The organism is Streptomyces sp. TAA040, assembly GCF_000424845.1.
Genome location: NZ_AUKR01000002.1, coordinates 280,519 through 300,805, shown reverse-complemented (window position 1 = coordinate 300,805; position 20,287 = coordinate 280,519). Strand labels below are relative to the sequence as shown.

Here is a 20,287-nt window from a genome sequence, read left to right as displayed (position 1 = left end):
GCGCGGCCGCGCGGTCGCTCGGCGCGGGACGCTCATGCCGCGGAGGCGTCGTCGGCCGGTTCGGGGCGCGGCTTCCGCTGCCACCAGTGCCGACGCGGCGGATGCAGGGCCCGGCCGAGGCACCGGCCGATGAGGAGGTAGCCGATCACCGCGCCGGAGGTGTTGAGGATGATGTCGTCCACGTCGAAGGCGCGGCCGACGATCAGCGCCCCCTGCACGAGTTCGACGAGCAGCACCACACCGGCCGTCAGTACCGTCACCCGCAGCAGGCCGCGGGCGCGCGGTACCATCGCGGGCAGCAGGATGCCGAAGGGCACTCCGAGCACCACGTTCCCGCCGATCTGTTTGACCGTGTCCAGGAACACCGGCCTGCTCAGGTAGTGGGTGATCGACGAACCGGGGTCGGTGTTGTTGTGGGTCAGCTCCTCCGACGCGGGGGAGGGGTCCAGCGTGAGCCGGGACAGCACCACGGCGAAGGCGACCATGCCGACGAAGGCCAGCGCCGTCACCAGCACCCGGACCGCGGTGGGGGGTCCGTGGCGACACGGGGCGGCGGCGCCCTCCGTCGCCGGTTCCGCCGCCTTGCCCCTGCCCTTCCCGGAAGCCCCGCCCTTGCCCGCGGTCCCCGCCCTGCCCGCCGTGTGGCCGCCGCCCTTGCCGGACCCCGCACGGGAGACTCCGCCCCCCGGCATCGCGCTCGTCCCGTCCTCGGAGGGGCCGGGCGAGCGGCCCAGGTGCCGGAGCCGGTCCCGGACGGATCGCGACTGCGGTTCCCCGGAGGACTGCCGGGTGCCCCGGTCCGCCGACGCGCCGCCGCCCTTGTCCGCCGGCGCGGTGCCCTTCGGCTTCCTCTCCGGTCGCGGCGACCCGGATCTGCCTCCCGCTCCTCCGGCCGGGTCGCGCTTGCGCGCGGTCGCCCCGGTCACCTTCCCGGCACCGTCGGCACCGCTCTTCGCTGTGTTCCTGCGGGACCAGTCGGCGAGCACGCGGGGCTCCAGGGGTCGGCGCGGCCTTGGCTGGGACAGCAGTTACCCGCCCGCCCGCCGTCCATGCACGAGGCCCGCTTCTTGTCGTGAACGTGCCGGAGTGGGCCCCGGGGCGGGCGTACGCGGGGTGGCCGCGGGGGACGGCTCGGCTGCCGGCGCGAGCGCCATCGGGAGCAGGATTCCGGAGAGCGGAAGAAGCGGCAGACCCGGAAGCACATCTCCGACGCGGCGACCGCGCTGTTCCTGGAGCGCGGTCTCGACGCCGTCACCGTCGCGGAGGTCGCCGACGCCGCCGAGGTCTCGGTGAACACCGTCTACAACTACTTCCCGGCCAAGGAGGACCTCTTCTTCGACCGCGGGGAGGTCGTCGACGACCTGCTCTCGGCCTTCGTCCGGGAGCGGCGCGCGGGGGAGTCCGCCGCGGAGGCCGTACTGCGCCGACTGCGGCAGGACGTGTCCGAGCGTGCCCGGCGCGTCGGCGCGTTCGGCGACCGGGAGCGCTTCGACCGCTGCGTCCACGCGTCACCCCGTCCTCATCGCCGGGCACTGGCGCATGATCCGGGCCGGAGCCGACCGGCTCACCGCGACGCTGCGCGAGGAGGCCGGGGCGGCGGCCGACGACCCGGTGCCGGAACTGGTGGCCGGTCAGTTGAACGTGCTGCGCGGCCTGGTGTTCCGTAGCGCCGGTGCCGGTGCGGCCGAGGACCGGGACCCGGACGCCGTCCTCGCCGAGGTGCTTCGACGGCTCGGCGCCTCCGAGGAGTTGCTGAGCGCCATGGTGCTCGGCTACGCCAGGAGACCGAGCGCCGAGGGGGCCGAGAGCGGCTCCGCATACGAGTCGGACAAGCGGATGTGATGTCCATCTGATGAGACGTGACGCGCATCTCTTCGCCGCCCACGGGCCGCCCACGGAGGCTATGGTCCCGCTGAGAGCACCTCCGCACGCACCGCCAGAGGGGAAAGCACGTGGCCAAGAAGCTCGCTGTCATCGGCGCCGGACTGATGGGTTCCGGGATCGCCCAGGTCTCTGCCCAGGCCGGGTGGGACGTGGTGCTCCGCGATGTCACGGAGGAGGCGCTCGCGCGCGGCAGGGGTGGGATCGAGTCCAGTTGGGCCCGGTTCGTGGCCAAGGGCAAGCTCACGGAGGCCGACGCCGAGGCCGCGCTGGCCCGCATCACCACGAGCACCGACCTGGACGCGGTGGCGGACGCCGACATCGTCGTCGAGGCGGTTTTCGAGAAGATCGAGGTCAAGCAGGAGATCTTCCGCGCGCTCGACGAGGTGGTCGGGGACGAAGCGGTGCTCGCCTCGAACACCTCCGCCATCCCGATCACCAAGATCGCGGCGGCCACCCGCCGGCCCGAGCGGGTCGTGGGCACGCACTTCTTCTCCCCGGTGCCGATGATGCAGTTGTGCGAGCTGGTCCGCGGTCTCAAAACGAGTGACGAAACCCTCGCCACAGCAAGGGAGTTCGCCGAAGACGTCGGCAAGACCTGCGTGGTGGTCAACCGCGACGTGGCCGGATTCGTCACGACCCGGCTGATCACCGCGCTGGTGGTCGAGGCGGCCCGACTGCACGAGTCCGGAGTGGCCACGGCCGAGGACATCGACACCGCGTGCCGACTGGGCTTCGGCCACGCGATGGGCCCCCTGGAGACGGCGGACCTCACGGGCGTGGACATCCTGCTGCACGCCGCCGACAACATCTACACCGAGTCGCAGGACGAGAAGTTCGCCGCTCCGGAGCTGATGCGACGGATGGTGGACGCCGGGGACTTCGGCCGCAAGAGCGGTGAGGGCTTCTACCCGCACTGAACACCGCGCCGCCCGTGTCCGCGCCGACGGCGCGGACACGGGCGGCGCGAGGGGCGTACCACCCGCACCACCCGCAGTGCTTCGCACCACGTGCCGCCTCCGGCTCGACGACCGGTTCTCGGAACGCAGGCATCTTTGCCCACATGCTTACGCAGAGATGGGAAGCAGTCACCCTTACGAGTGAAATTCCGTATCGGTTCGCGCACAGACGGCAACTCCACCGCGTGACATGCAGTCAGTTGTAGTGGAGATCCAGTCAAGAAGTTCCGCGTCACGTCATTTCCGGGGAGAGCTTTATGCACATCAGGGGCGACCACGCGGAGATGGTCGTCGGGGGCCGCCTCGACGTCCGTACTGCCGCGGACGCCCGTACGGTCCTGCACGGCGCCCTCGACTCCGGTGCGGGCGACCTCGTGCTCGACCTCGCCGCGCTCGACTCCTGGGACGCCACCGGCCTCGGCGTGATCATGGGCGTGCACCGCAGAGCCGGTCGCTGCGGCCGCCGGCTCGTGCTGCGCGACGTCCCGCCGCAGATGCAGCGGCTGCTGGTCGCCACCCGGCTGCACCGCATCCTGGCCATTGAAGGCGGAACCCTCACAAAGCCATGACGATTCCGCCCCTCCCGCCGCCCCCGTCTGCCCCGCAGGCGGGGGACGGTCTAGGGTTCGGTTCACTGTCAAATGGAACAGGGAGCGGACTGCACGCACCGCGACTGGGGGCATACGCGCATGGATCTTCCCAACGACCGCGGACCGGAAGGCCGAGGCGACCACGACAGCGGAGCCCTGGCCCGCATGGTCCAGCTGATCGCCGGCGAGTACGTCCTCACCGTCAACCCGGTGGACGGCAGCGAGATCGAGGCCTGCCCGCCCGGCCGTGCGCCGGGTCCGCCACAGCGCTACTCACCCGAGGACCGCGCCGACCGCCGCCGCAGCAGCCGGCCGCAGGTGCTCTCCGCCGGGCTGCCGCTGCTGGAGCGCGACGAGGAGCGCGAGCGGCTGGTCAGGCTGCTGGCCCGCGGCCGTTCCGTCCGGCTCACCGGCCCTCCCGGTGTCGGCCGCACCGCACTGCTGGACGCGGTCGCCGAGGACTGCGCGGAGCTCGCCCCGGACGGCCTTATACGTCTGAACGGATACCACCGCACCCCCACCGACCTGCTGCACGAGCTGTACAGCATCGTCTTCCGTTCCGACCGGCACCGCCCGGACCGTGAGGAACTGCTCCTCGCCCTGGCCGGTGTCGGCGCCATCGTGGTGCTCGACGACATCGAGTTCGGCGGGGCGGTGCTCGACGAGCTGGTCCGGGCGACCCCCGAGTGCGCCTACCTGGTAGCGGCCACCCCGCAGGTGGCCGCCCCCTCGGCCGACTCCCACCTGGAGGAGGTCTTCCTCACCGGGATCACGCGCACGGGCTGCCTGGAGCTGCTGGAGCACGCCGTCGCGCGGCCGTTGAGCGATGCCGAGGCCGACTGGGCCGCCGACCTCTGGTTCGAGTCCGAAGGCCTCCCGCTGCGCTTCGTCCAGGCCGGCGCCGTGCTGCGGCAGCGCGACGCACTGCCGCGCGAGGCCGGGGAGAGCGGGGACGAGGCCGCGGGTACCGGGCTCCCGGAGCTGTCGGTCGCGACCATCACCGCCGCCGAGCTGGCCGCCGGACTGTCCGGGAACGCCCAGGAGGTGCTGCGCTTCGGCGTCGCACTCGACGGTGAACTCCCCAACCTCGCCCACCTGCCCGCGCTCCTGGACGAGCCGGTCGCCGACGCCGCGCTGGGCGAGCTGGTCTCGGCGGGCCTCGCCACCTCGGTCGGGGCGCACCATCGGCTCGCCGCCGGTGTCGCGGTCCAGCTCGCGGCCGAGGGCTACGGCGAGGGCGGCGACGCCCGGGCCCGCACGGCGGCCCAGCACTACGCCTGGTGGTCCGGCCACCCCTCCGTCACCCCGGACCAGGTCGGGGACGAGGCGGAGACCGTGCTCGCCGTGGCGCTGAACGCCCAGCGCGCCGGTCACGCCAGTTCCGCCGTCCTGCTCGCGCACACCGCGGCCCCCGTCCTCGCCTCGGCGCTGCGCTGGTCCGCCTGGGAGCGGATGCTGCGGGCCGGGCTGGAGTCCGCCAAGGAATCCGGCGAGGTCGGCGAAGAGGCCTACTTCCACCACGAGTTGGGTGTGCTCGCGCTGTGCGCGGGCAACCTGGACCGGGCCCGCGCCGAACTGGAGGCGGCTATCGGGCTGCGTGGCGCCCTCGCGGACCGCGGCGGCGCCGTCGCCGGGCGCCGGGCGCTGGCGCTTGTCGAGGACCGCGCCGTGCAGCCGGAGGGCGGCGGCCTCACTCCGGCGGAGTACCTCGCCGCCGACCCCTTCGCCGGCGTCGAGGACGACGTGACCGCCGTGTTCGGCTCCGAGCCGACCCGGGCGGAGACGGGCGCGTCGGCGCCGCGCGAGGCCTTCCCCGAGGTGCACGACACCTGGAACACGGCCGCCCTGGCCGCCGGACCCGCCGCGAAGAGCGAGCCCGCCGGTGCCGGCCGCTCGCTCATCGGCGGCGCCCGGCGCAACCTGGCGGCCACCGGAGCGGGCGTGCTGCTCGTGGCGCTGCTGGGCACCGTCGTGACCCTGGGCAACACCTCCGGCGAGGAGGACGGCACGGCCGACCACGTGACCTCGGACCGCTCCACCAGCCGCCAGGACGACGACGGCGCGCCCGCCGACGAGGCGGTCGAGGACGCCGATGACCGCGAGGAGCCGGCCGGTTCCGACCCCGTCGAACCGCAGCCCTCCGGGACGACCGGAGGGGAGGCCGCCGGCCCGAGCGACAGTGCGTCCGTCGAGGAGCCCGGCAGCGAGGACTCCGACCCGCCTGCCGGTGGTGGCGGCGGCCAGAACGACGGGGACCCCGGCGGTGACGACGGCGGCGGTTCCGACGACGCTGGACCGGGCGGTGACGGCGGCGGCGGGAACGGCGGCGGAGGCGAGTCCGACGATCCGGGCGAGGACGAGGACCCGGGGGCGTCCCCGAGTGACGGTTCCTCCCAGCCCGTGGAGCCCACCGACTCGCCCACCGGGCCCGGCGACGACGAGTCCGACGGCTCCACCTCGTCCGCCAGCGGTCCGCCGCCGAGTTCGGCGTCCGCCGACGGCACTCCCTCCGCGGGAACGGCCTCCGGCACGACTTCCGGCAGCGTCAGCCCCACCGTCGCCTGATACGCGTCCGGCAGCCCGCTCCGCACCGTCCGGCGCGGACGGCAGCGCACGTCGGCGGCGCCCCTGTTGGGGAGCGCCGCCGAGACGCGGCCGGGAACGGCCCGGGGGCCGGGGTCAGAACAGCCGGAGCTTGTCGTCCTCGATGCCGCGCAGCGCGTTGTAGTCCAGGGTGACGCAGCCGATGCCGCGGTCGGTGGCCAGCACGCGCGCCTGGGGCTTGATCTCCTGAGCCGCGAACACGCCCTTCACCGGGGCGAGACGGGGGTCCCGGTTGAGCAGCTCCAGGTAGCGGGTGAGCTGTTCCACGCCGTCGATCTCGCCGCGCCGCTTGATCTCGATGGCCACCGTGGCGCCCTCCGCGTCCCGGCAGAGGATGTCCACCGGACCGATCGCGGTGGGGTATTCACGCCGAATCAGGGACCAGCCCTCGCCGAGCGTCTCCATTCGGTCCGCGAGCAGCTCCTGGAGGTGCGCCTCGACGCCGTCCTTGATCAGACCGGGATCGGTGCCCAGCTCGTGCGAGGAGTCGTGCAGCACCTCCTCCATGGTGATGAGGAGCTTCTCCCCGGCCTTGTTCACCACTGTCCAGACACCGTCCGCCTCCTTGAGGGTGCACGGCGGGGACATCCAGTTGAGGGGTTTGTAGGCCCGGTCGTCGGCATGGATCGAGACCGATCCGTCAGCCTTCACCAGGATGAGTCGGGGAGCCGACGGAAGATGGGCGGTGAGCCTGCCGGCGTAGTCCACGGAGCAGCGGGCGATGACGAGACGCATGGTCGGTCACGCTACTCGACGGCCGTCCCCCGGCGCGATTCGCCCCTGCTTCTCCCCGTTCATGCCTGGCCGGTTGTGTGCGCAACCATATGGTCGCAAACTGCATCCGGCCTTACCGTTGGTAGTGGAGGCGTCGCCCAACGGGATCACCGTGCGAACGGGCCGCGGGACGGCGGGCCTCCTGCCCCGTCCGTAAGGCCCCGGCTCGGCCGGGGTCGCGAGAGGAGAACCCCATGTCGCTCGACGTCTCACCGGCCCTGTTGGAACAGGCCGAGCGAGGCGAGGTGGACGAAGCGGTATTCGTCGACTGCGTCAAGAACTCCCTCCCGTACGCATGGGAGATGGTCAGCTCGCTGGTGGCAACCCTGCAGGTCGACGGCGGCGAGTTCGCCGACAACCAGACGCCGCCGCCGGACGAGCAGGCCCGAGGCCAGCTTCTGCGGGCGCTGGCCAGCGACGCGATACGGGGGGCGATGGAGCGGCACTTCGGGGTGCGGCTCGCCTTCCAGAACTGTCACCGGGTCGCCGTGTTCCCGCTGGACGCCTCGTCGGATGAGCGGTTGAAGAGGTTCACCTCCATCCGCGGCCAACTGCTGAATCAATCGCCGCTGTTGCGCGACTGCTGAGGAGTCCCCCCGGCAGCTGGCAGTTCGTCGCCTCAGCGCGGGTGCTGCCGCTCCCCGGACCCGAGGAGCGGCAGCACCTCGCCTCCGAGGCGCTGGATGTTGTGCTGTGTCCCGGCCACGTCGCCGGACCCTTCCACCAGCAGCGCGAAGCGCCGGATTCCGGTGCGCTCCGCGCTCGCGGCCAGCCGGTCGGCGCACTCCCGCGGGGTGCCCACCGGGTGCAGGTCGCAGAGCAGTTCCGTGTAGGCGAGCGGATCGCGCATGCTGCGCCGACGGCCGTCGACGGTGACGTGGGCGCCGAGCCCCTGGCGCAGCCAGCCGGGCATCGCCTTCGTCAGCGTCTCGGTGGCCGCGGCCCTGCTGTCGGCGACCTGCGTGACACCCGCGGAGACGTGGCCGGCGTCCGCGGCCGGATTCACCTCGTGTCCGGCCTCCCGGGCCTCGCGCTGCCAGAGCCCGGTCATCTCGGCCTTCTCCTCGTCGCCGCAGTGCATCCCCAGCAGCATCGGCAGTCCGCGCCGGGCCGCGAGCCGCACCGAGCCGGGGGAGGTGCAGGCGACGACCACCGGCGGGGCCGGGGGCCCCTCCAGGGTCTCCGACGGCCGCGGCACCACCGGCACCGGCCGGAAGCGGAACCGCTCGCCCGAGGCTCCGACCTCCGGTTCGCGGAGCCAGCGCAGCAGCAGGTCCAGTGCCTCGGGGAAGCCCTCCTCGTACGCGGCGAGTCCGCTGCCGAAGACCTCCAGGTCGACCCACGGGCCGCCGCGGCCGACGCCGAGCGTGAAGCGGCCGCCGGTGGTCAGGTGCAGCAGCGCCGCCTGCTCGCCCAGCGCCACCGGGTGGGCAGTGGGCAGCACGCTCACTGCTGTGCCCACTCCGATCCGCCTCGTCCGACCGAGCAGCAGCGCGGCCAGCGTCACCGCGGACGGGCAGGTGCCGTACGGCACGAAATGGTGTTCGGCCAGCCAGATCGCGTCGAGGCCGGACTCCTCGGCCGCCTCCGCGGACCGCACCGTCCGGTGCAACGCCTCCGCCTGTCCCTGGCCCGGGAACTGGGCGGACAGCACAAAAGCCCCTACACGCATCGCCATTGCCTCCTCGTCGGCCGACACGGCATCCCCACCGGAATTAACGTCTGACACGTGCCCAGGGCACGGGCCGACGGCGATGTTCTTTCCGGGACTGCCCGGTTCTCTTGCGCTCATCATCGGAAAGGGTGACGCGCGGTGGCCGGAACCCCGCACCCGGCCGCGGTGCGTACGCTTGGTGGGCAGCCCCGTCGGGCCCCGTGCGGCCCCCGAACCACCGAGGTGACCTGTGTCCCCGCGACGAAACCGCCCGCGCGGTGCGAGCCCGGAGCGTAGCCGCACGGCGGTCGGCAACACGGAGCGCTACGGGCTGGAGAGCACCGAGAGCTGGCAGGGGGAGGAGTGGGCGGTCCGGCAGGTGGGCGGGGGAGCGGCGGGCAAGCACTACCGCTGCCCCGGATGCGACCAGCAGATCCCGCCCGGTGTTCCGCACGTGGTCGTCTGGGCCCGCGACGGCGGGGTGGACGACCGTCGGCACTGGCACCGCGCCTGCTGGAACGCCCGGGACCGCCGGGCGGCACGGGCGCCGCGCTCCCGCAACGCGCCCCGCTACTGATCCGTCCGGACGTCCGGAACCAGGACACCCGCCCGGCCGGCTCTGCGCGAGCGGCGGGGCGGGCGTCCGGTGCGGCAGGGGCCCGGGGGGCGGGCCCGCGGGCTCAGGCGTCGCGGCGCTTGAGCACCAGGTACCCGCCGATCATCGAGGCGAGCGTCCAGGCGGCCATGATCAGCAGGCCGCCCCAGGGGCCGTAGTCCCGGTCCAGGCCGCCGCCGTTCTCCACGACCGTCATGATCATGGTGCCCGCCTGGTCCGGCAGATACTGGGCCACGTCCCGGGTCGCCGGCACGGCGCCGAGAATCGAGGAGATCAGGAAGAAGAACGGCATCAGAGTGCCGAACGCCAGCATCGGACTGCGCAGCATCCACGTGACGCCCATCGCGAACAGCGTGATCAGCGTCATGTAGAGACCACCGCCGATCACCGCCCGGAGGACGCCCGGGTCACCGATCGAGACGTTCAGCTCGCTGCCCAGCACCATCTGCCCGAAAAAGAAGGACAGGAAGCTGGTGACCATGCCGACCAGCAGCACCAGGCCGGTGGCCACGGCCGTCTTGGCCGCCATGAACACCCCGCGCTGCGGGACCGCGGCCAGCGAGGTGCGGATCATGCCGCTGCTGTACTCGCCGGAGACGACGAGCACGCCGAAGGCGATCATCGCCAACTGACCGAGCGTCATCCCGGAGAAGCTGGTGAAGGTCGCGTCGAAGGTGACCCGCTGCTCGTTGGGCAGGTCGTCGTAGCTGGTCCGGAGCACCAGGCTGATCAGAACACCGATGCCGACGGTCACCAGCAGGGCGCTGAGCAGCGTCCACAGTGTCGACCGGACGGTGCGCACCTTGGTCCATTCCGACTGGAGAACCCGTGTCGTGTGGGCCATGGCTTCAGAGTCCCTTCTGCTGCGGGGCCGGAGCCGCAGCCGGCTGCGGGCTGCTCTGGCCCGCGGTGGCGTGGTACTCGACCGACTCCGCGGTGAGCTGCATGAAGGCCTCTTCCAGCGAGGCCTGCTGCGGGCTGAGTTCGTGCAGCACCAGCCGATCGCGTGCGGCGAGTTCACCGATCCGGACGGCGTCCGTGCCGTCGACCTCCAGCGCGCCCTCGGCGCCCTGGACCGCGGTCAGGCCTTCCCGGGCGAGCGAGTCCCGCAGCTTCTCCGGTTCCGGGCTGCGCAGCCGCACGTAGGAGCGGGAGTTCTCCGCGATGAAGGCGTGCATCGAGGTGTCGGCGAGCAGCTTGCCCTGACCGATCACCACGAGGTGCTCGGCGGTCAGCGCCATCTCGCTCATCAGGTGGCTGGAGACGAAGACCGTCCGCCCCTCGTCGGCCAGCTGCTTCATCAGGTTGCGGACCCAGTGGATGCCCTCGGGGTCGAGTCCGTTGACCGGTTCGTCGAACATCAGGATGCGCGGGTCGCCCAGCAGCGCGGCCGCGATGCCGAGGCGCTGCCCCATGCCGAGGGAGAAGCCCTTGGGCCGCTTGTTCGCCACGGCCGTCAGCCCGACCAGTTCGAGTACCTTGTCGACCCGCGCCAGCGGGATGCCGTTGGACTGCGCCATCCACAGCAGGTGGTTGCGCGCGGAGCGGCCACCGTGCAGAGCCTTGGCCTCCAGCAGCCCACCGATGGAGTCCAGCGGGTCCTGGAGGTCGTGGTAGTGCTTTCCTTCGATGCGGACGTCTCCCGAGGTCGGCCGGTCGAGGCCGAGCATCATCCGCATGGTGGTGGACTTGCCGGCGCCGTTGGGCCCCAGGAACCCGGTGACCATTCCGGGCCGGACGGTGAAACTCAGACCGTCCACGGCCGTCTTGGCGCCATAGCGTTTGGTCAGCCCCGTTAGCTCGATCATGCGACGACGCTAGCCGGGCGGGGAGCGCCCTGCAAGGAGGGGCATGGCCCGCCCTGCAGTTCGTCCCATATGGCCGTTCCGTCGCCGGTCGTGATGACGGGCCGTGGCCGGGCATGCACATGCCCGGCCCCCCGCACGAAGGGAGACCGGGCACGCGGGGGCCGGTGACGGCACCGGACCGAGTCGCCGGGCGGAGTCCGCTCAGCGCGACTGCTGGGCCGGAACGCCCTTCGACAGCCCTTCCTCCTCCTCCGCCGGCTGGCCGGCGGCGGCGACCGCGGCACCCGTCAGGGTGGCCAGCATCTCGCGCACGTTGGTGAGCTGGGCGTTGATGCTGTCGCGGCGGTTGGTCAGCGCCGCCAGCTCGCGCTCGGACTCGCTGCGCACCCGGTCGGCCTTGGCGTTGGCGTCGGCGACGATGTCCTCGGCCTGGCGCTGAGCGGTCTCGACCGTCTGGCGGGCGCGGCGCTCGGCGTCCGTCCGCAGCTTCTCGGCCTCCAGCCGCAACTGCTCGGCGCGGTGCTCGATCTCGGCGAGGCGCTTCTCCGCCTTGGCCTGACGCGAGGCCAGGTCGCGCTCGGACTGCTCCCGGCGCTTGGCCAGGTTGGTCTCGAAGTCCGCGGCGGCCTGGGCGGCCTTGGCGCGGGTGTCCTCGAAGAGGGCGTCCGCCTCCTCGCGCTTGGACAGCGCGTCCTTCTCGGCGTCGGAACGCGTCTGGGAGGCCTCGCTCTTGGCCTTCTCGACGATCCGGACGCCCTCGTCCTCGGCCTTCGACTTGCGGTCGGAGGCGAATGCCTCGGCGTCGTCGCGGACCTGCTGAGCGGCGCCCTCGGCCAGCTCGCGGTGCTGCTCGGCCGCGTGACGGGCCTCCTCGCGCAGATCCTTCGCCTCCTCCTCGGCGAGGCGGAGGATCTTCTCGACCCGGGCGCCGAGCCCGGCGTAGGAGGGCTCGGCGTCGTTGACCTGGGCCTGGGCGTTCTGCGTTTCGAGGTGCAGCTCCTCGATGCGCTTTTCCAGAGAGGTGATACGGGCCAGTGCGCTGTCACGGTCGGCGACGAGCTTCGTGATGCGGTCGTCCACCTGCCCGCGGTCGTAACCACGCCGCACGAGCTCGAAGCCGAAGGGTGAGGAAGTGTCGCTCATGGGGTTCCTGTCGAATGAGACCGGTGAGGTGATAGGGGAATCCTAGGTGCCAGGGCGCCGTGTCATCGAGGGGATGCGGGATTGATGGGCAATCCGATACGGAAATCGCCCCGCCCGTCCAGCACCCATCTACTCGTTCGCGTGACTAACGGCCCGAAGGCTTGCCACCCGAACGTGTGTTGCTCGCTCCTGCGCCCGCCTTGACAGGACCGTTTGGCCCGCCGCCCGTACCACCCCTGGGGTTCTTGTCGTCCTTGTTGTCCGGGGCCGCCGTGCCCGAGGCACTGCCGGACTGGTCGCCCTTGCCGCTCCCGGCGCCGGGCGCCTCAAAGCCTTCCAACGCCTCCAGGACGTCCTGGACACGGGAGATCTCCGCATTGATGTCCTTGCGGCGACGCACCAGCACATCGAGTTCGCGCTGCCCCTCGTCGACCTTCGCCTTCGCCTCCTCTTCCGCGTCGGAGCGCAACCTCTCCGCTTCCCGGAGGAGTTCCGCCTTCTTCTGCTCCGCCTCCTTGAGCAGGCCCTCGGCCTTGCGCACCGCGGCGATCCGCACCCGGCTCGCCTCGCTGCCCGCGTCGGCCACCAGTTCCTTGGCCTTCGCCTCGGCCTCGGCCAACTGCTCCTCGGCCGCCTTGACCAGGTTGTCGCACCGCTCGCCGGCCGACTTCATCGCCTCGGAGGACTCCCGACGGGCGCGGTCGTGCAGATCCTCGACCTCGCCCTCCACCCGGGTGCGCAGCTCCTCCGTCCGCTCGCGTATTGCCGCGGCGTCCCGACGGGCCTCCTCCAGCATGGTATTGGAGTCCCGGCGGGCCTTCTCCACCCGCCCGCTGCTCTCCTCGCGCGCCTGCGCCGTGAGCCGCTCCGACTCCTGGCGGGCGGCACCGACCATCGCGTCCGCCTGTTCCTCGGCCGCCGCCGCCTTGCGGCGCGCCTCCTCCTGGGCCTCCGCCACCAGCCGGTCCGCCTGCTCCGCGGCGTCGCCGAGTTTCTTCGCGACGTCCTTGCGGGCCTCGTCCCTGATCCCGTCGGCCTCCGCCCTGACCTGCTCGGCGGCGTCCCGGGCGGAGGTCTGCAACCGGTCCGACTCGGTTATGGCCTCCCCGACCGTGCGCTCCGCGAGGGCCTTGGCGGCGTCCGTCTCCTCCTCCGCGTCCCGGCGGAGCTTCGCCGCGTCCTGCTCGGCGGCGGCGCGCAGACCGGCGATCTCCCGCTCGGCCTGCTCGTGCAGTCCGGCCACCGAGTCCCGCACCTGCTGGGCGTGGTCCTCCGCGGCGGACACCAGCTCCGCGGACCGCTGCTCGGCCTCCTCGACCAGCCGGGCCGCCTCGGTCTGGGCCTCCTCCACCCGGCGACGGGCGGACGCCAGCAGCTCCTCGCTCTGCTCGCGGGCCTGGGTGCGCTCCCGGTGCGCCTCCTCGCGGGCGTCCGCCAGCAGGTCGTCCGCCTCCCGGCGGCGCCTGGCGGCCTCCTCCTGCGCGGCCGACAGCGCCTCGGCCGCCTCCGTCCCGGTCCGCTCCGCGGCGGCCGCCGCCTCCGCGCGCAACCGGTCGGCGGCCTCCTGGGCGTCCACGCGCAGCCGCTCCGCCTCCGCGGCGGCCTCGCTGCGCAGCCGGACGGCCACCGCCTCGCCCTCGGTACGGGCCTGCGAGGCGTCCGAGGCGGCCTCGTCCCGCTGCCGCTCGGCCTCCTCCTCGGCCTGCTGCTGGAGGGTGCGGATCCGCTCGGCCGACTCGGTGCGCAGCCGCTCCGCATCGGTGCGGGCATCCTCGCGCAGTCGCTCGGCCCCGGTACGGGCCGCGGTGAGCTGCTCCTCGGCGTCGGCGACGCGGGCGGCGGCCTCCTCGTGCAGCCGGCGCAGCTCCTCGGCAGCCTCCGTCCGGTGCTCCTCGGCCTGCTCCTCGGCCTCCTCGCGCAGTCGGCGTCCGGCCTCCTCCGCCTCCAGGCGGGTGCGCTCGGCCTGCTCCTCCGCCTCCGTGCGCAGCTCCTCGGCCGACGCCTGCGCCCGCTCCAGGGTCTCGTCCGCCTGGCGGCGCAGCGAGGTGGCCCGCTCGATCGCCTCCGTCCGGACCCGCTCGCCCTCCTCCGCGGCGGAGTTGCGGTTCTCCTCGGCGTCCGCCTTGGCCTGGTTCAGCAGCTCCTCGGCCCGGCCGGCGGCCTCCTCGATCTGCTGGACGGCGTCCTTGCGGGCCTCGGCCCGGATACGCTCGCCCTCCTCGACCGCCTCGGCGCGGAGCTGCTCGGCCTCGCCGCGCAGGCGACGGGCCTCCTCCTGGAGCTCGACGGTCTTGGCCCGGTACTCCTTGGTGTCGTCCTGGGCCGTGCCCTTGAGCTGCTCGGCGGTGTCGTGCGCCTCCGCCCGCAGCCGGTCGGACTCCTCCTCGGCCGCCTTGCGGAGACGCTCGGCCTCCTCGGTGGCGGCCCTGGTGGTGGCCCGTGCCTCCTCCGAGGCCTTGCTGACCATCTCCTCGGCGCTGCGGGCCGCTTCCGCGAGCTGGGCGGCGGTCTCCTCCGCCGACTTCGCCCGGGCGGTCTCCCGTGCCTCCGCGAGGATCCGCTCCGCCTCGGCGCGCGCGTCCGCGACCTTCTGCTCGGACTCCTCCTTCGAGGACTCCGTCTGCTTGGTGGCCTCGCCCACCATCCGGGCGATCTCGGTCTTCGCGGTGCGCTGCCGCTGCTCGTTCGCCGACTCGGCGTCCGCCAGCCGCTTGGCCGCGGCCTCCTTGGCCTCCTCGACCAGCTTGTCGGCCTCGGCGCGGGCCTCGCGGAGCGCCGTGTCGGCCTCCGACATCCGCTCCTCGGCCCGGCGGGCGAGCGCCGCCGCCTCCCGGCGGGCGGACTCCGACTCCGAGGCGGTGCTCGTCCGGAGCCGCTCGGCGTGGTCGGTTGCCTCCTGCGCCTGGTTCGACGCGGCGCTCAGCAGCCGCTCGGCGTCTGCGCGGGCGCGGCGCAGCAGCGACTCGGCCTCTGCCCTCGCCGCCTCCGCCTCGGCGTGCAACCGCTCCCGGGACTGCTCGGTGATCCGCTGCGCCTCGGTCCTGGCGGCATGCAGCGCCTGCTCGGCCTCGGCACGGGACTCGTCCATCAGCCGCCGGGCCTGGGACTCCGCCCGGGAGCGCAGCTGCTCCGCCCAGGCGACGTTCTCGTTGACGTGCGACTCCACGGTGGAGCGCCGTTCGGCCAGCTCCTGGTCGAGCTGCTGGCGCCGCCGGACAGCCTCGGCGTGCAGCTCGGCCTCCAGCCGGGACTGCGCCTCGGCCTGGTCCTGGTGCAGCCGCTGTGACTGGTTGCGGACGTCGCGCAGTTCCCGCTCGGCGTCGGCGCGCAACTGCTCGGCCTGCTGCTGGGCGTTCCTGAGCAACTGCTCGGCCTGCCCGGAGAGGCCGTCGTACCCGGCCGGGCGCGAGGCGAGACTGCGGCGCGCCTCGTGCAATTTGGCGCGCAGAACCTCGACCTGGTAGCCGAGGTCGTCGGCGTGGTCGACGGCCTTGTCCCGCTCCTTCTTCAGCCGATCCATCTCGGCTTCGAAGCGCGACAGGTGATCGTCAGCCTCGTAGCGGTCGTAGCCCCGCACTGCGCGGTCCCATCCGTCCCTTGGTCGACAAGGTGAGCTGAAATCTTCCGATGAGCGGCCCCGGAGAGGACGCCCCGACGAAATGGTGTCAGATCATCGGCGGTGTACGGAACGGGACCTGGCCGGCCCGCGACCGGCCGCCGCTCGGCCACTCTACCGATGTTCTCGCCGAACGGGCGCGCCGATCCGCCTGTTGGTGCCGGTCCCACCGCCTCCGCGCGACGAGGGCGGGACCGTCGAGGCGGGCGGGATCAGTGCGTCTGCCCGGTTGCGGGGGCCGAGGTGACCAGCTCGGTGAGCACTCCGTGACAGTCCTTGGGGTGCAGAAAGGTGATCCGGGAGCCCATCGAGCCGGTGCGCGGCTCGTCGTAGAGGACGCGTACGCCGCGCTCACCGATCGCGGCGGCATCCCCGTCCACGTCCGCCGTACCGAAGGCGATGTGGTGCACGCCCTCGCCGTTCTTCGCCAGCCACTTGGCGACCGTGGAGTGCTCGTCGACCGGCTCCAGGAGCTGAATCCAGGACGAGCCGCCGTCGTCGGTCCCGTTGGTCCTGAGCATGGCCTCCCGGACGCCCTGCTCCTCGTTGACCTCGGTGTGGAACACCTCGAAGCCGTAGGTGTCGCGGTAGAAACCGGCGGTGCGGTCCAGGTCGAAGCAGGCGATCCCGATGTGGTCGATTCGCGTCAGCATGGGACCAGGACACCCCGCCGTGCCCGGTTACGCAACGTGCGCACGGTCACACTCCCGGACCGGTGACCGCGTCGCCTACCGCTCAGTACGCTGGCGGTGCACCCTGATTAACCCTCGTTCACATCCTTCTCCGAAGGGGTCGCAGCATGACTGGCACGACCGGCACCACCTCAGTGATCGTCGCGGGCGCGCGCACGCCCGTGGGGCGTCTCCTCGGTTCGCTCGCGCCGTTCGGAGGCGCCGATCTCGGCGGCTTCGCGATCAGGGCCGCGATGGACCGGGCCGGGATCGCCGGCGACCAGGTCCAGTACGTGATCATGGGCCAGGTGCTCCAGGCCGGGGCAGGGCAGATCCCGGCGCGTCAGGCGGCCGTGAAGGCCGGCATCCCGATGAACGTACCGGCGCTGACCGTCAACAAGGTCTGCCTCTCCGGACTCGACGCGATCGCCCTGGCCGACCAGCTCATCCGGGCGGGCGAGTTCGACGTGGTGGTGGCGGGCGGCCAGGAGTCGATGACCAACGCCCCGCACCTGCTCCCCAAGTCCCGGGCGGGCTACAAGTACGGCGCGGTCGAGATGCTCGACGCGATGGCGCACGACGGGCTCACCGACTCCTTCGAAGGAGTGGCGATGGGCGAGTCCACCGAGAAGCACAACACCCGGCTGGGCATCGGCCGGGCCGAGCAGGACGAGATCGCCGCCGCCTCGCACCAGCGGGCCGCCGCCGCGCAGAAGAACGGCCTCTTCGAAGCCGAGATCACCCCGGTGGAGATCCCGCAGCGCAAGGGCGAGCCGGTGGTCTTCAGCCAGGACGAGGGCATCCGCGGCGAGACCACCGCCGAGTCGCTCGGCAGGCTCCGTCCGGCCTTCGCCAAGGACGGGACCATTACCGCGGGCAGTGCCTCGCAGATCTCGGACGGCGCGGCGGCCGTGGTGGTGATGAGCCGGGCGAAGGCCGAGGAGCTCGGTCTGGAGTGGATCGCCGAGATCGGGGCCCACGGAAACGTGGCCGGCCCCGACAACTCGCTCCAGTCCCAGCCGTCCCACGCGATCGAGCACGCTCTGAAGAAGGACGGCCTCGCGGTGGCGGACCTCGACCTCGTCGAGATCAACGAGGCCTTCGCCGCTGTCGCGGTCCAGTCGATGAAGGACCTCGGCCTGACCTCCGAGAAGGTGAACGTCAACGGGGGCGCCATCGCGCTGGGCCACCCCATCGGCATGTCCGGAGCCCGTATCGTGCTGCACCTCGCGCTGGAGCTGCGGCGCCGGGGCGGCGGCACCGGGGCCGCAGCGCTCTGCGGGGGCGGCGGCCAGGGCGACGCGCTCGTCCTGCGGGTGCCCGGCAGGTGATTTGGCCGTCCGGGGCCCGGGGGCGGCGCGGGGTGCGGCTCGCGCCGCCCCCGGGCGGTGCCGGGCGGTGGGAAGCGCGGCACGGGCAGCACAGCGGAACCGGACCGCCGGTGAACGGCGGTCCGACGTACGAGGAGCGCGGAAGCAGATGACGGTGGACGTCCCCCAGTTGGTGGAGCAGGCCCGTCAGGGCGGTCCCCGGGCGGTCGCCCGGCTGATCTCGCTGGTCGAGGGGGGCGCCCCGGAACTGCGCGAGGTGATGGCGGCCCTGGCGCCGCTGGCGGGCGGCGCCTACGTGGTGGGTCTGACCGGTTCGCCCGGGGTCGGCAAGTCCACCACCACCTCGGCCCTGGTCAGCGCCTTCCGCAGGCGCGGGAAGCGGGTCGGGGTGCTGGCCGTCGACCCGTCCTCGCCGTTCTCCGGCGGGGCGCTCCTGGGTGACCGGGTGCGGATGTCGGAGCACGCCTCCGACCCGGGCGTCTACATCCGCTCGATGGCCACGCGCGGCCATCTCGGCGGACTCGCCCGGGCGGCGCCGCAGGCGATCCGCGTGCTGGACGCGGCCGGCTGCGAGGTCGTCCTGGTCGAGACGGTCGGTGTCGGGCAGTCCGAGGTGGAGATCGCCGCCCAGGCCGACACCTCCGTGGTGCTGCTCGCCCCCGGCATGGGCGACGGCATCCAGGCCGCCAAGGCCGGAATCCTGGAGATCGGTGACCTGTACGTGGTCAACAAGGCGGACCGGGACGGTGCGGACGCCACCGTCCGGGAGCTGCGCCACATGCTCGGCCTCGGTGCCGCGAGGGGCCCGGACGACTGGCGGCCGTCCGTCGTCCGCACGGTCGCCAGCCGGTCCGAAGGGCTCGACGAGCTGGTGGCGGCACTGGAGAAGCACCGGAGCTGGATGGAGGAGCGCGGCGCGCTGACCGAACGCCGCGTCCGGAGGGCGGCCCGCGAGGTGGAGACCCTCGCGGTGACCGCCCTCCGGGAGCGCATCGCGGACCTCAGCGGCGACCGTCGGGTGGGGGAGCTGGCCCGCCGCATCGTCGCCGGGACGACCGACCCCTACGCGGCGGCGGACGAGTTGGTCGCCGGCGTCACCGAGAGCTGACTGACCTCAGCGGTCGTCGTGTTCGTCGCCGTCGTCCCCGTGCTCGTCCCGGTCGTCGTCCCCGTCCCGGTCGTCGCGGTCGTCGTCGCCGAGCACCGCGATCCTGCCGGAAGCCAGGTCGACGCGCAGCTCGCGGTCGTCGTCCTGGCCGTCGAACTCCACCTTCCAAGTGGTGCCGCGGTCGTCGAGCTCGATCTCCTCGATCGGACCGTCCGCCTTCCCCGCTGCCAGCCGGGCCGCGTCGCCGGCACCGTTCGAGGCCCCCGTGAGCAGCTTACGCACGTACTCCGCGTCCCGGCGGTCGTCATCGTCGTCGCGTTCGGCGCGGTTCGCGACGACCTCGCCGCTCGACCTGTCGATCTCTACCAGCCGCCAGCCGCCGTCCTTGCCGACGACGTCCACCTCCCACACCCGGCCGTCGTCCTCGCGCTCCAGCCCCGCGACCACTCCCGGCGCCTCCTCCAGGGCCCGCTGCACGGCCTGCGCGGCGCTCACCCGGTCCTCGACCGAACCGCTTCCGGCCCCGTCGTCGTCCGTGTCGTCGTCCCTGTCCGCGGCGCTCGCCGCCCGGAGGGTGCTCGGGGTGCCGCGGGCGCTGTCGTCCTCGGCCAGCGCCGTCCCGGCGACGACACCGCCCGCGATCACGCCGGCCGCGGCGAGGGTCGCGATGATCAGGTTGCGCTGCATGGGGTCCTCCCCTGTCGTCGTGCTGCCGGCCGGTTCTCCGGCCGGACGACCCCCACTCTCGCCAACCGTGGCTGAAGGCCTGCTGAAGCTTCCTGAAGACCTCTTCAGGAAGCTTCTGCCAGGCTTCGTCCCATGCGCATGCTGATCGTGGAGGACGAGCGGAGGCTCGCCGTCTCCCTCGCCCGGGGCCTCACCGCCGAGGGCTTCGCCGTGGACGTGGTGCACGACGGCCTGGAAGGGCTGCACATGGCCACCGAGAACCCGTACGACCTGGTCGTCCTCGACATCATGCTGCCGGGGATGAACGGCTACCGCATCTGCTCCGCGCTGCGCGCGGCCGGCGACGAGACGCCGATCCTGATGCTGACCGCCAAGGACGGCGAGTACGACGAGGCCGAGGGGCTGGACACCGGGGCCGACGACTACCTGACCAAACCGTTCTCCTACGTGGTCCTGCTTGCCCGGGTCCGCGCGCTGCTGCGGAGGCGGGGGAGCGGTGCCGCTCCGGTGCTGCGGCTGGGCGACCTCACCGTGGACCGGGCGGCGCACCGGGTGGAGCGCCGGGAACGGGCCGTCCAGCTCACCGCGAAAGAGTTCGCGGTCCTGGAGCACCTCGCCGTGCGGGCCGGCGAGGTCGTGTCCAAGTCGGACGTGCTGGAGCACGTCTGGGACTTCGCCTACGACGGCGATCCCAACATCGTGGAGGTGTACGTCAGCGCGCTCCGGCGCAAGCTGGGGCCGGACCTGATCGCCACAGTGCGCGGCGCCGGCTACCGACTGGTGGTCTCCGGTGGCTAGCGCCCGGCCGTCCCGGAGGGCGTTCGGCTCCGTCACGGCACGGGCGA

At 72.8% G+C, this 20,287-nt stretch carries 17 protein-coding genes and 1 pseudogene; 9 read left to right on the top strand and 9 right to left on the bottom strand.

Going from position 1 to position 20,287, the window contains the following annotated elements:
- Positions 1-32: 32 nt before the first annotated feature.
- Positions 33-986, bottom strand: coding sequence for a VanZ family protein (locus H300_RS0103335; RefSeq protein WP_486583521.1), 954 nt, complete (start codon positions 984-986; stop codon positions 33-35).
- A 216-nt stretch (positions 987-1,202) separates the two neighbouring features.
- On the opposite strand from H300_RS0103335, the pseudogene H300_RS24690 reads away from it, so the two are divergent.
- The 4 genes and pseudogenes from H300_RS24690 (at position 1,203) to H300_RS0103315 (ending at position 5,995) form a co-directional block, all read left to right on the top strand.
- Positions 1,203-1,842 (top strand): annotated as a pseudogene (locus tag H300_RS24690) (TetR/AcrR family transcriptional regulator).
- A gap of 110 nt (positions 1,843-1,952) precedes the next feature.
- Positions 1,953-2,801 (top strand): 3-hydroxyacyl-CoA dehydrogenase family protein, encoded by an 849-nt coding sequence (locus tag H300_RS0103325; protein ID WP_028426301.1) that lies wholly within the window; start codon positions 1,953-1,955, stop codon positions 2,799-2,801.
- A gap of 296 nt (positions 2,802-3,097) precedes the next feature.
- Positions 3,098-3,409 (top strand): STAS domain-containing protein, encoded by a 312-nt coding sequence (locus H300_RS0103320; RefSeq protein WP_028426300.1) that lies wholly within the window; start codon positions 3,098-3,100, stop codon positions 3,407-3,409.
- A 120-nt stretch (positions 3,410-3,529) separates the two neighbouring features.
- Complete coding sequence (locus H300_RS0103315) at positions 3,530-5,995, top strand: ATP-binding protein (protein ID WP_028426299.1); 2,466 nt, start codon at positions 3,530-3,532, stop codon at positions 5,993-5,995.
- Between the two features lie 114 nt (positions 5,996-6,109).
- On the opposite strand, the gene nucS is transcribed toward H300_RS0103315, so the two are convergent.
- A complete protein-coding gene (gene nucS / locus H300_RS0103310) occupies positions 6,110-6,769 on the bottom strand; it encodes an endonuclease NucS (RefSeq protein WP_028426298.1) in 660 nt (219 codons plus the stop codon).
- Between the two features lie 233 nt (positions 6,770-7,002).
- Here nucS and H300_RS0103305 point away from each other — a divergent pair, with 233 nt between their 5' ends.
- Positions 7,003-7,395, top strand: a complete 393-nt coding sequence (locus tag H300_RS0103305; protein ID WP_028426297.1) for an SCO5389 family protein — start codon at positions 7,003-7,005, stop codon at positions 7,393-7,395.
- Positions 7,396-7,427: 32 nt separating this feature from the next.
- Here H300_RS0103305 and H300_RS0103300 read toward each other — a convergent pair whose 3' ends face one another.
- Complete coding sequence (locus tag H300_RS0103300; protein WP_028426296.1) at positions 7,428-8,480, bottom strand: LLM class flavin-dependent oxidoreductase; 1,053 nt, start codon at positions 8,478-8,480, stop codon at positions 7,428-7,430.
- 232 nt (positions 8,481-8,712) lie between these two features.
- Between H300_RS0103300 and H300_RS0103295 the strand changes: the two genes are divergently transcribed.
- Positions 8,713-9,039, top strand: a complete 327-nt coding sequence (locus H300_RS0103295; protein ID WP_028426295.1) for a hypothetical protein — start codon at positions 8,713-8,715, stop codon at positions 9,037-9,039.
- Between the two features lie 103 nt (positions 9,040-9,142).
- Here H300_RS0103295 and H300_RS0103290 read toward each other — a convergent pair whose 3' ends face one another.
- From H300_RS0103290 to mce, 5 genes are all read right to left on the bottom strand, one after another.
- Positions 9,143-9,922 (bottom strand): ABC transporter permease, encoded by a 780-nt coding sequence (locus H300_RS0103290; protein WP_028426294.1) that lies wholly within the window; start codon positions 9,920-9,922, stop codon positions 9,143-9,145.
- A 4-nt stretch (positions 9,923-9,926) separates the two neighbouring features.
- On the bottom strand, positions 9,927-10,886 hold the full coding sequence (locus H300_RS24685; protein WP_037978949.1) for an ATP-binding cassette domain-containing protein: 960 nt from the start codon (positions 10,884-10,886) through the stop codon (positions 9,927-9,929).
- A gap of 201 nt (positions 10,887-11,087) precedes the next feature.
- Positions 11,088-12,029: a hypothetical protein gene (locus H300_RS0103280; protein ID WP_028426293.1), complete on the bottom strand. Its 942-nt coding sequence runs from the start codon at positions 12,027-12,029 to the stop codon at positions 11,088-11,090.
- Positions 12,030-12,174: 145 nt separating this feature from the next.
- Positions 12,175-15,606 (bottom strand): polarized growth protein Scy, encoded by a 3,432-nt coding sequence (gene scy, locus H300_RS0103275; protein ID WP_028426292.1) that lies wholly within the window; start codon positions 15,604-15,606, stop codon positions 12,175-12,177.
- Between the two features lie 251 nt (positions 15,607-15,857).
- Entirely contained in the window at positions 15,858-16,298 is a 441-nt protein-coding gene (mce, locus tag H300_RS0103270; RefSeq protein ID WP_028426291.1) for a methylmalonyl-CoA epimerase, read from the bottom strand.
- A gap of 146 nt (positions 16,299-16,444) precedes the next feature.
- Here mce and H300_RS0103265 point away from each other — a divergent pair, with 146 nt between their 5' ends.
- Both H300_RS0103265 and meaB read left to right on the top strand, forming a co-directional pair.
- The gene (locus H300_RS0103265) at positions 16,445-17,647 is read left to right on the top strand and encodes an acetyl-CoA C-acetyltransferase (protein ID WP_028426290.1); all 1,203 of its coding nucleotides are present in this window, start codon (positions 16,445-16,447) and stop codon (positions 17,645-17,647) included.
- A gap of 148 nt (positions 17,648-17,795) precedes the next feature.
- The gene (gene meaB, locus H300_RS0103260; RefSeq protein ID WP_028426289.1) at positions 17,796-18,755 is read left to right on the top strand and encodes a methylmalonyl Co-A mutase-associated GTPase MeaB; all 960 of its coding nucleotides are present in this window, start codon (positions 17,796-17,798) and stop codon (positions 18,753-18,755) included.
- A 6-nt stretch (positions 18,756-18,761) separates the two neighbouring features.
- Here the strand turns inward: meaB and H300_RS0103255 are convergent, their stop codons facing one another.
- Positions 18,762-19,442, bottom strand: coding sequence for a PepSY domain-containing protein (locus H300_RS0103255; protein ID WP_028426288.1), 681 nt, complete (start codon positions 19,440-19,442; stop codon positions 18,762-18,764).
- Positions 19,443-19,574: 132 nt separating this feature from the next.
- On the opposite strand from H300_RS0103255, the gene H300_RS0103250 reads away from it, so the two are divergent.
- Complete coding sequence (locus tag H300_RS0103250; RefSeq protein WP_028426287.1) at positions 19,575-20,240, top strand: response regulator transcription factor; 666 nt, start codon at positions 19,575-19,577, stop codon at positions 20,238-20,240.
- Positions 20,241-20,287 lie beyond the last annotated feature (47 nt).

Excerpts from the sequence above, each read along its gene's own strand:
- meaB (WP_028426289.1), top strand. The coding sequence starts at position 17,796 with ATGACGGTGGACGTCCCCCAGTTGGTGGAGCAGGCCCGTCAGGGCGGT.
- H300_RS0103320 (WP_028426300.1), top strand. The coding sequence starts at position 3,098 with ATGCACATCAGGGGCGACCACGCGGAGATGGTCGTCGGGGGCCGCCTC.
- H300_RS0103290 (WP_028426294.1), bottom strand. The coding sequence starts at position 9,922 with ATGGCCCACACGACACGGGTTCTCCAGTCGGAATGGACCAAGGTGCGC.
- mce (WP_028426291.1), bottom strand. The coding sequence starts at position 16,298 with ATGCTGACGCGAATCGACCACATCGGGATCGCCTGCTTCGACCTGGAC.
- H300_RS0103305 (WP_028426297.1), top strand. The coding sequence starts at position 7,003 with ATGTCGCTCGACGTCTCACCGGCCCTGTTGGAACAGGCCGAGCGAGGC.
- H300_RS0103280 (WP_028426293.1), bottom strand. The coding sequence starts at position 12,029 with ATGAGCGACACTTCCTCACCCTTCGGCTTCGAGCTCGTGCGGCGTGGT.
- H300_RS24685 (WP_037978949.1), bottom strand. The coding sequence starts at position 10,886 with ATGATCGAGCTAACGGGGCTGACCAAACGCTATGGCGCCAAGACGGCC.
- H300_RS0103265 (WP_028426290.1), top strand. The coding sequence starts at position 16,445 with ATGACTGGCACGACCGGCACCACCTCAGTGATCGTCGCGGGCGCGCGC.
- H300_RS0103315 (WP_028426299.1), top strand. The coding sequence starts at position 3,530 with ATGGATCTTCCCAACGACCGCGGACCGGAAGGCCGAGGCGACCACGAC.
- H300_RS0103300 (WP_028426296.1), bottom strand. The coding sequence starts at position 8,480 with ATGCGTGTAGGGGCTTTTGTGCTGTCCGCCCAGTTCCCGGGCCAGGGA.
- nucS (WP_028426298.1), bottom strand. The coding sequence starts at position 6,769 with ATGCGTCTCGTCATCGCCCGCTGCTCCGTGGACTACGCCGGCAGGCTC.
- H300_RS0103255 (WP_028426288.1), bottom strand. The coding sequence starts at position 19,442 with ATGCAGCGCAACCTGATCATCGCGACCCTCGCCGCGGCCGGCGTGATC.
- H300_RS0103250 (WP_028426287.1), top strand. The coding sequence starts at position 19,575 with ATGCGCATGCTGATCGTGGAGGACGAGCGGAGGCTCGCCGTCTCCCTC.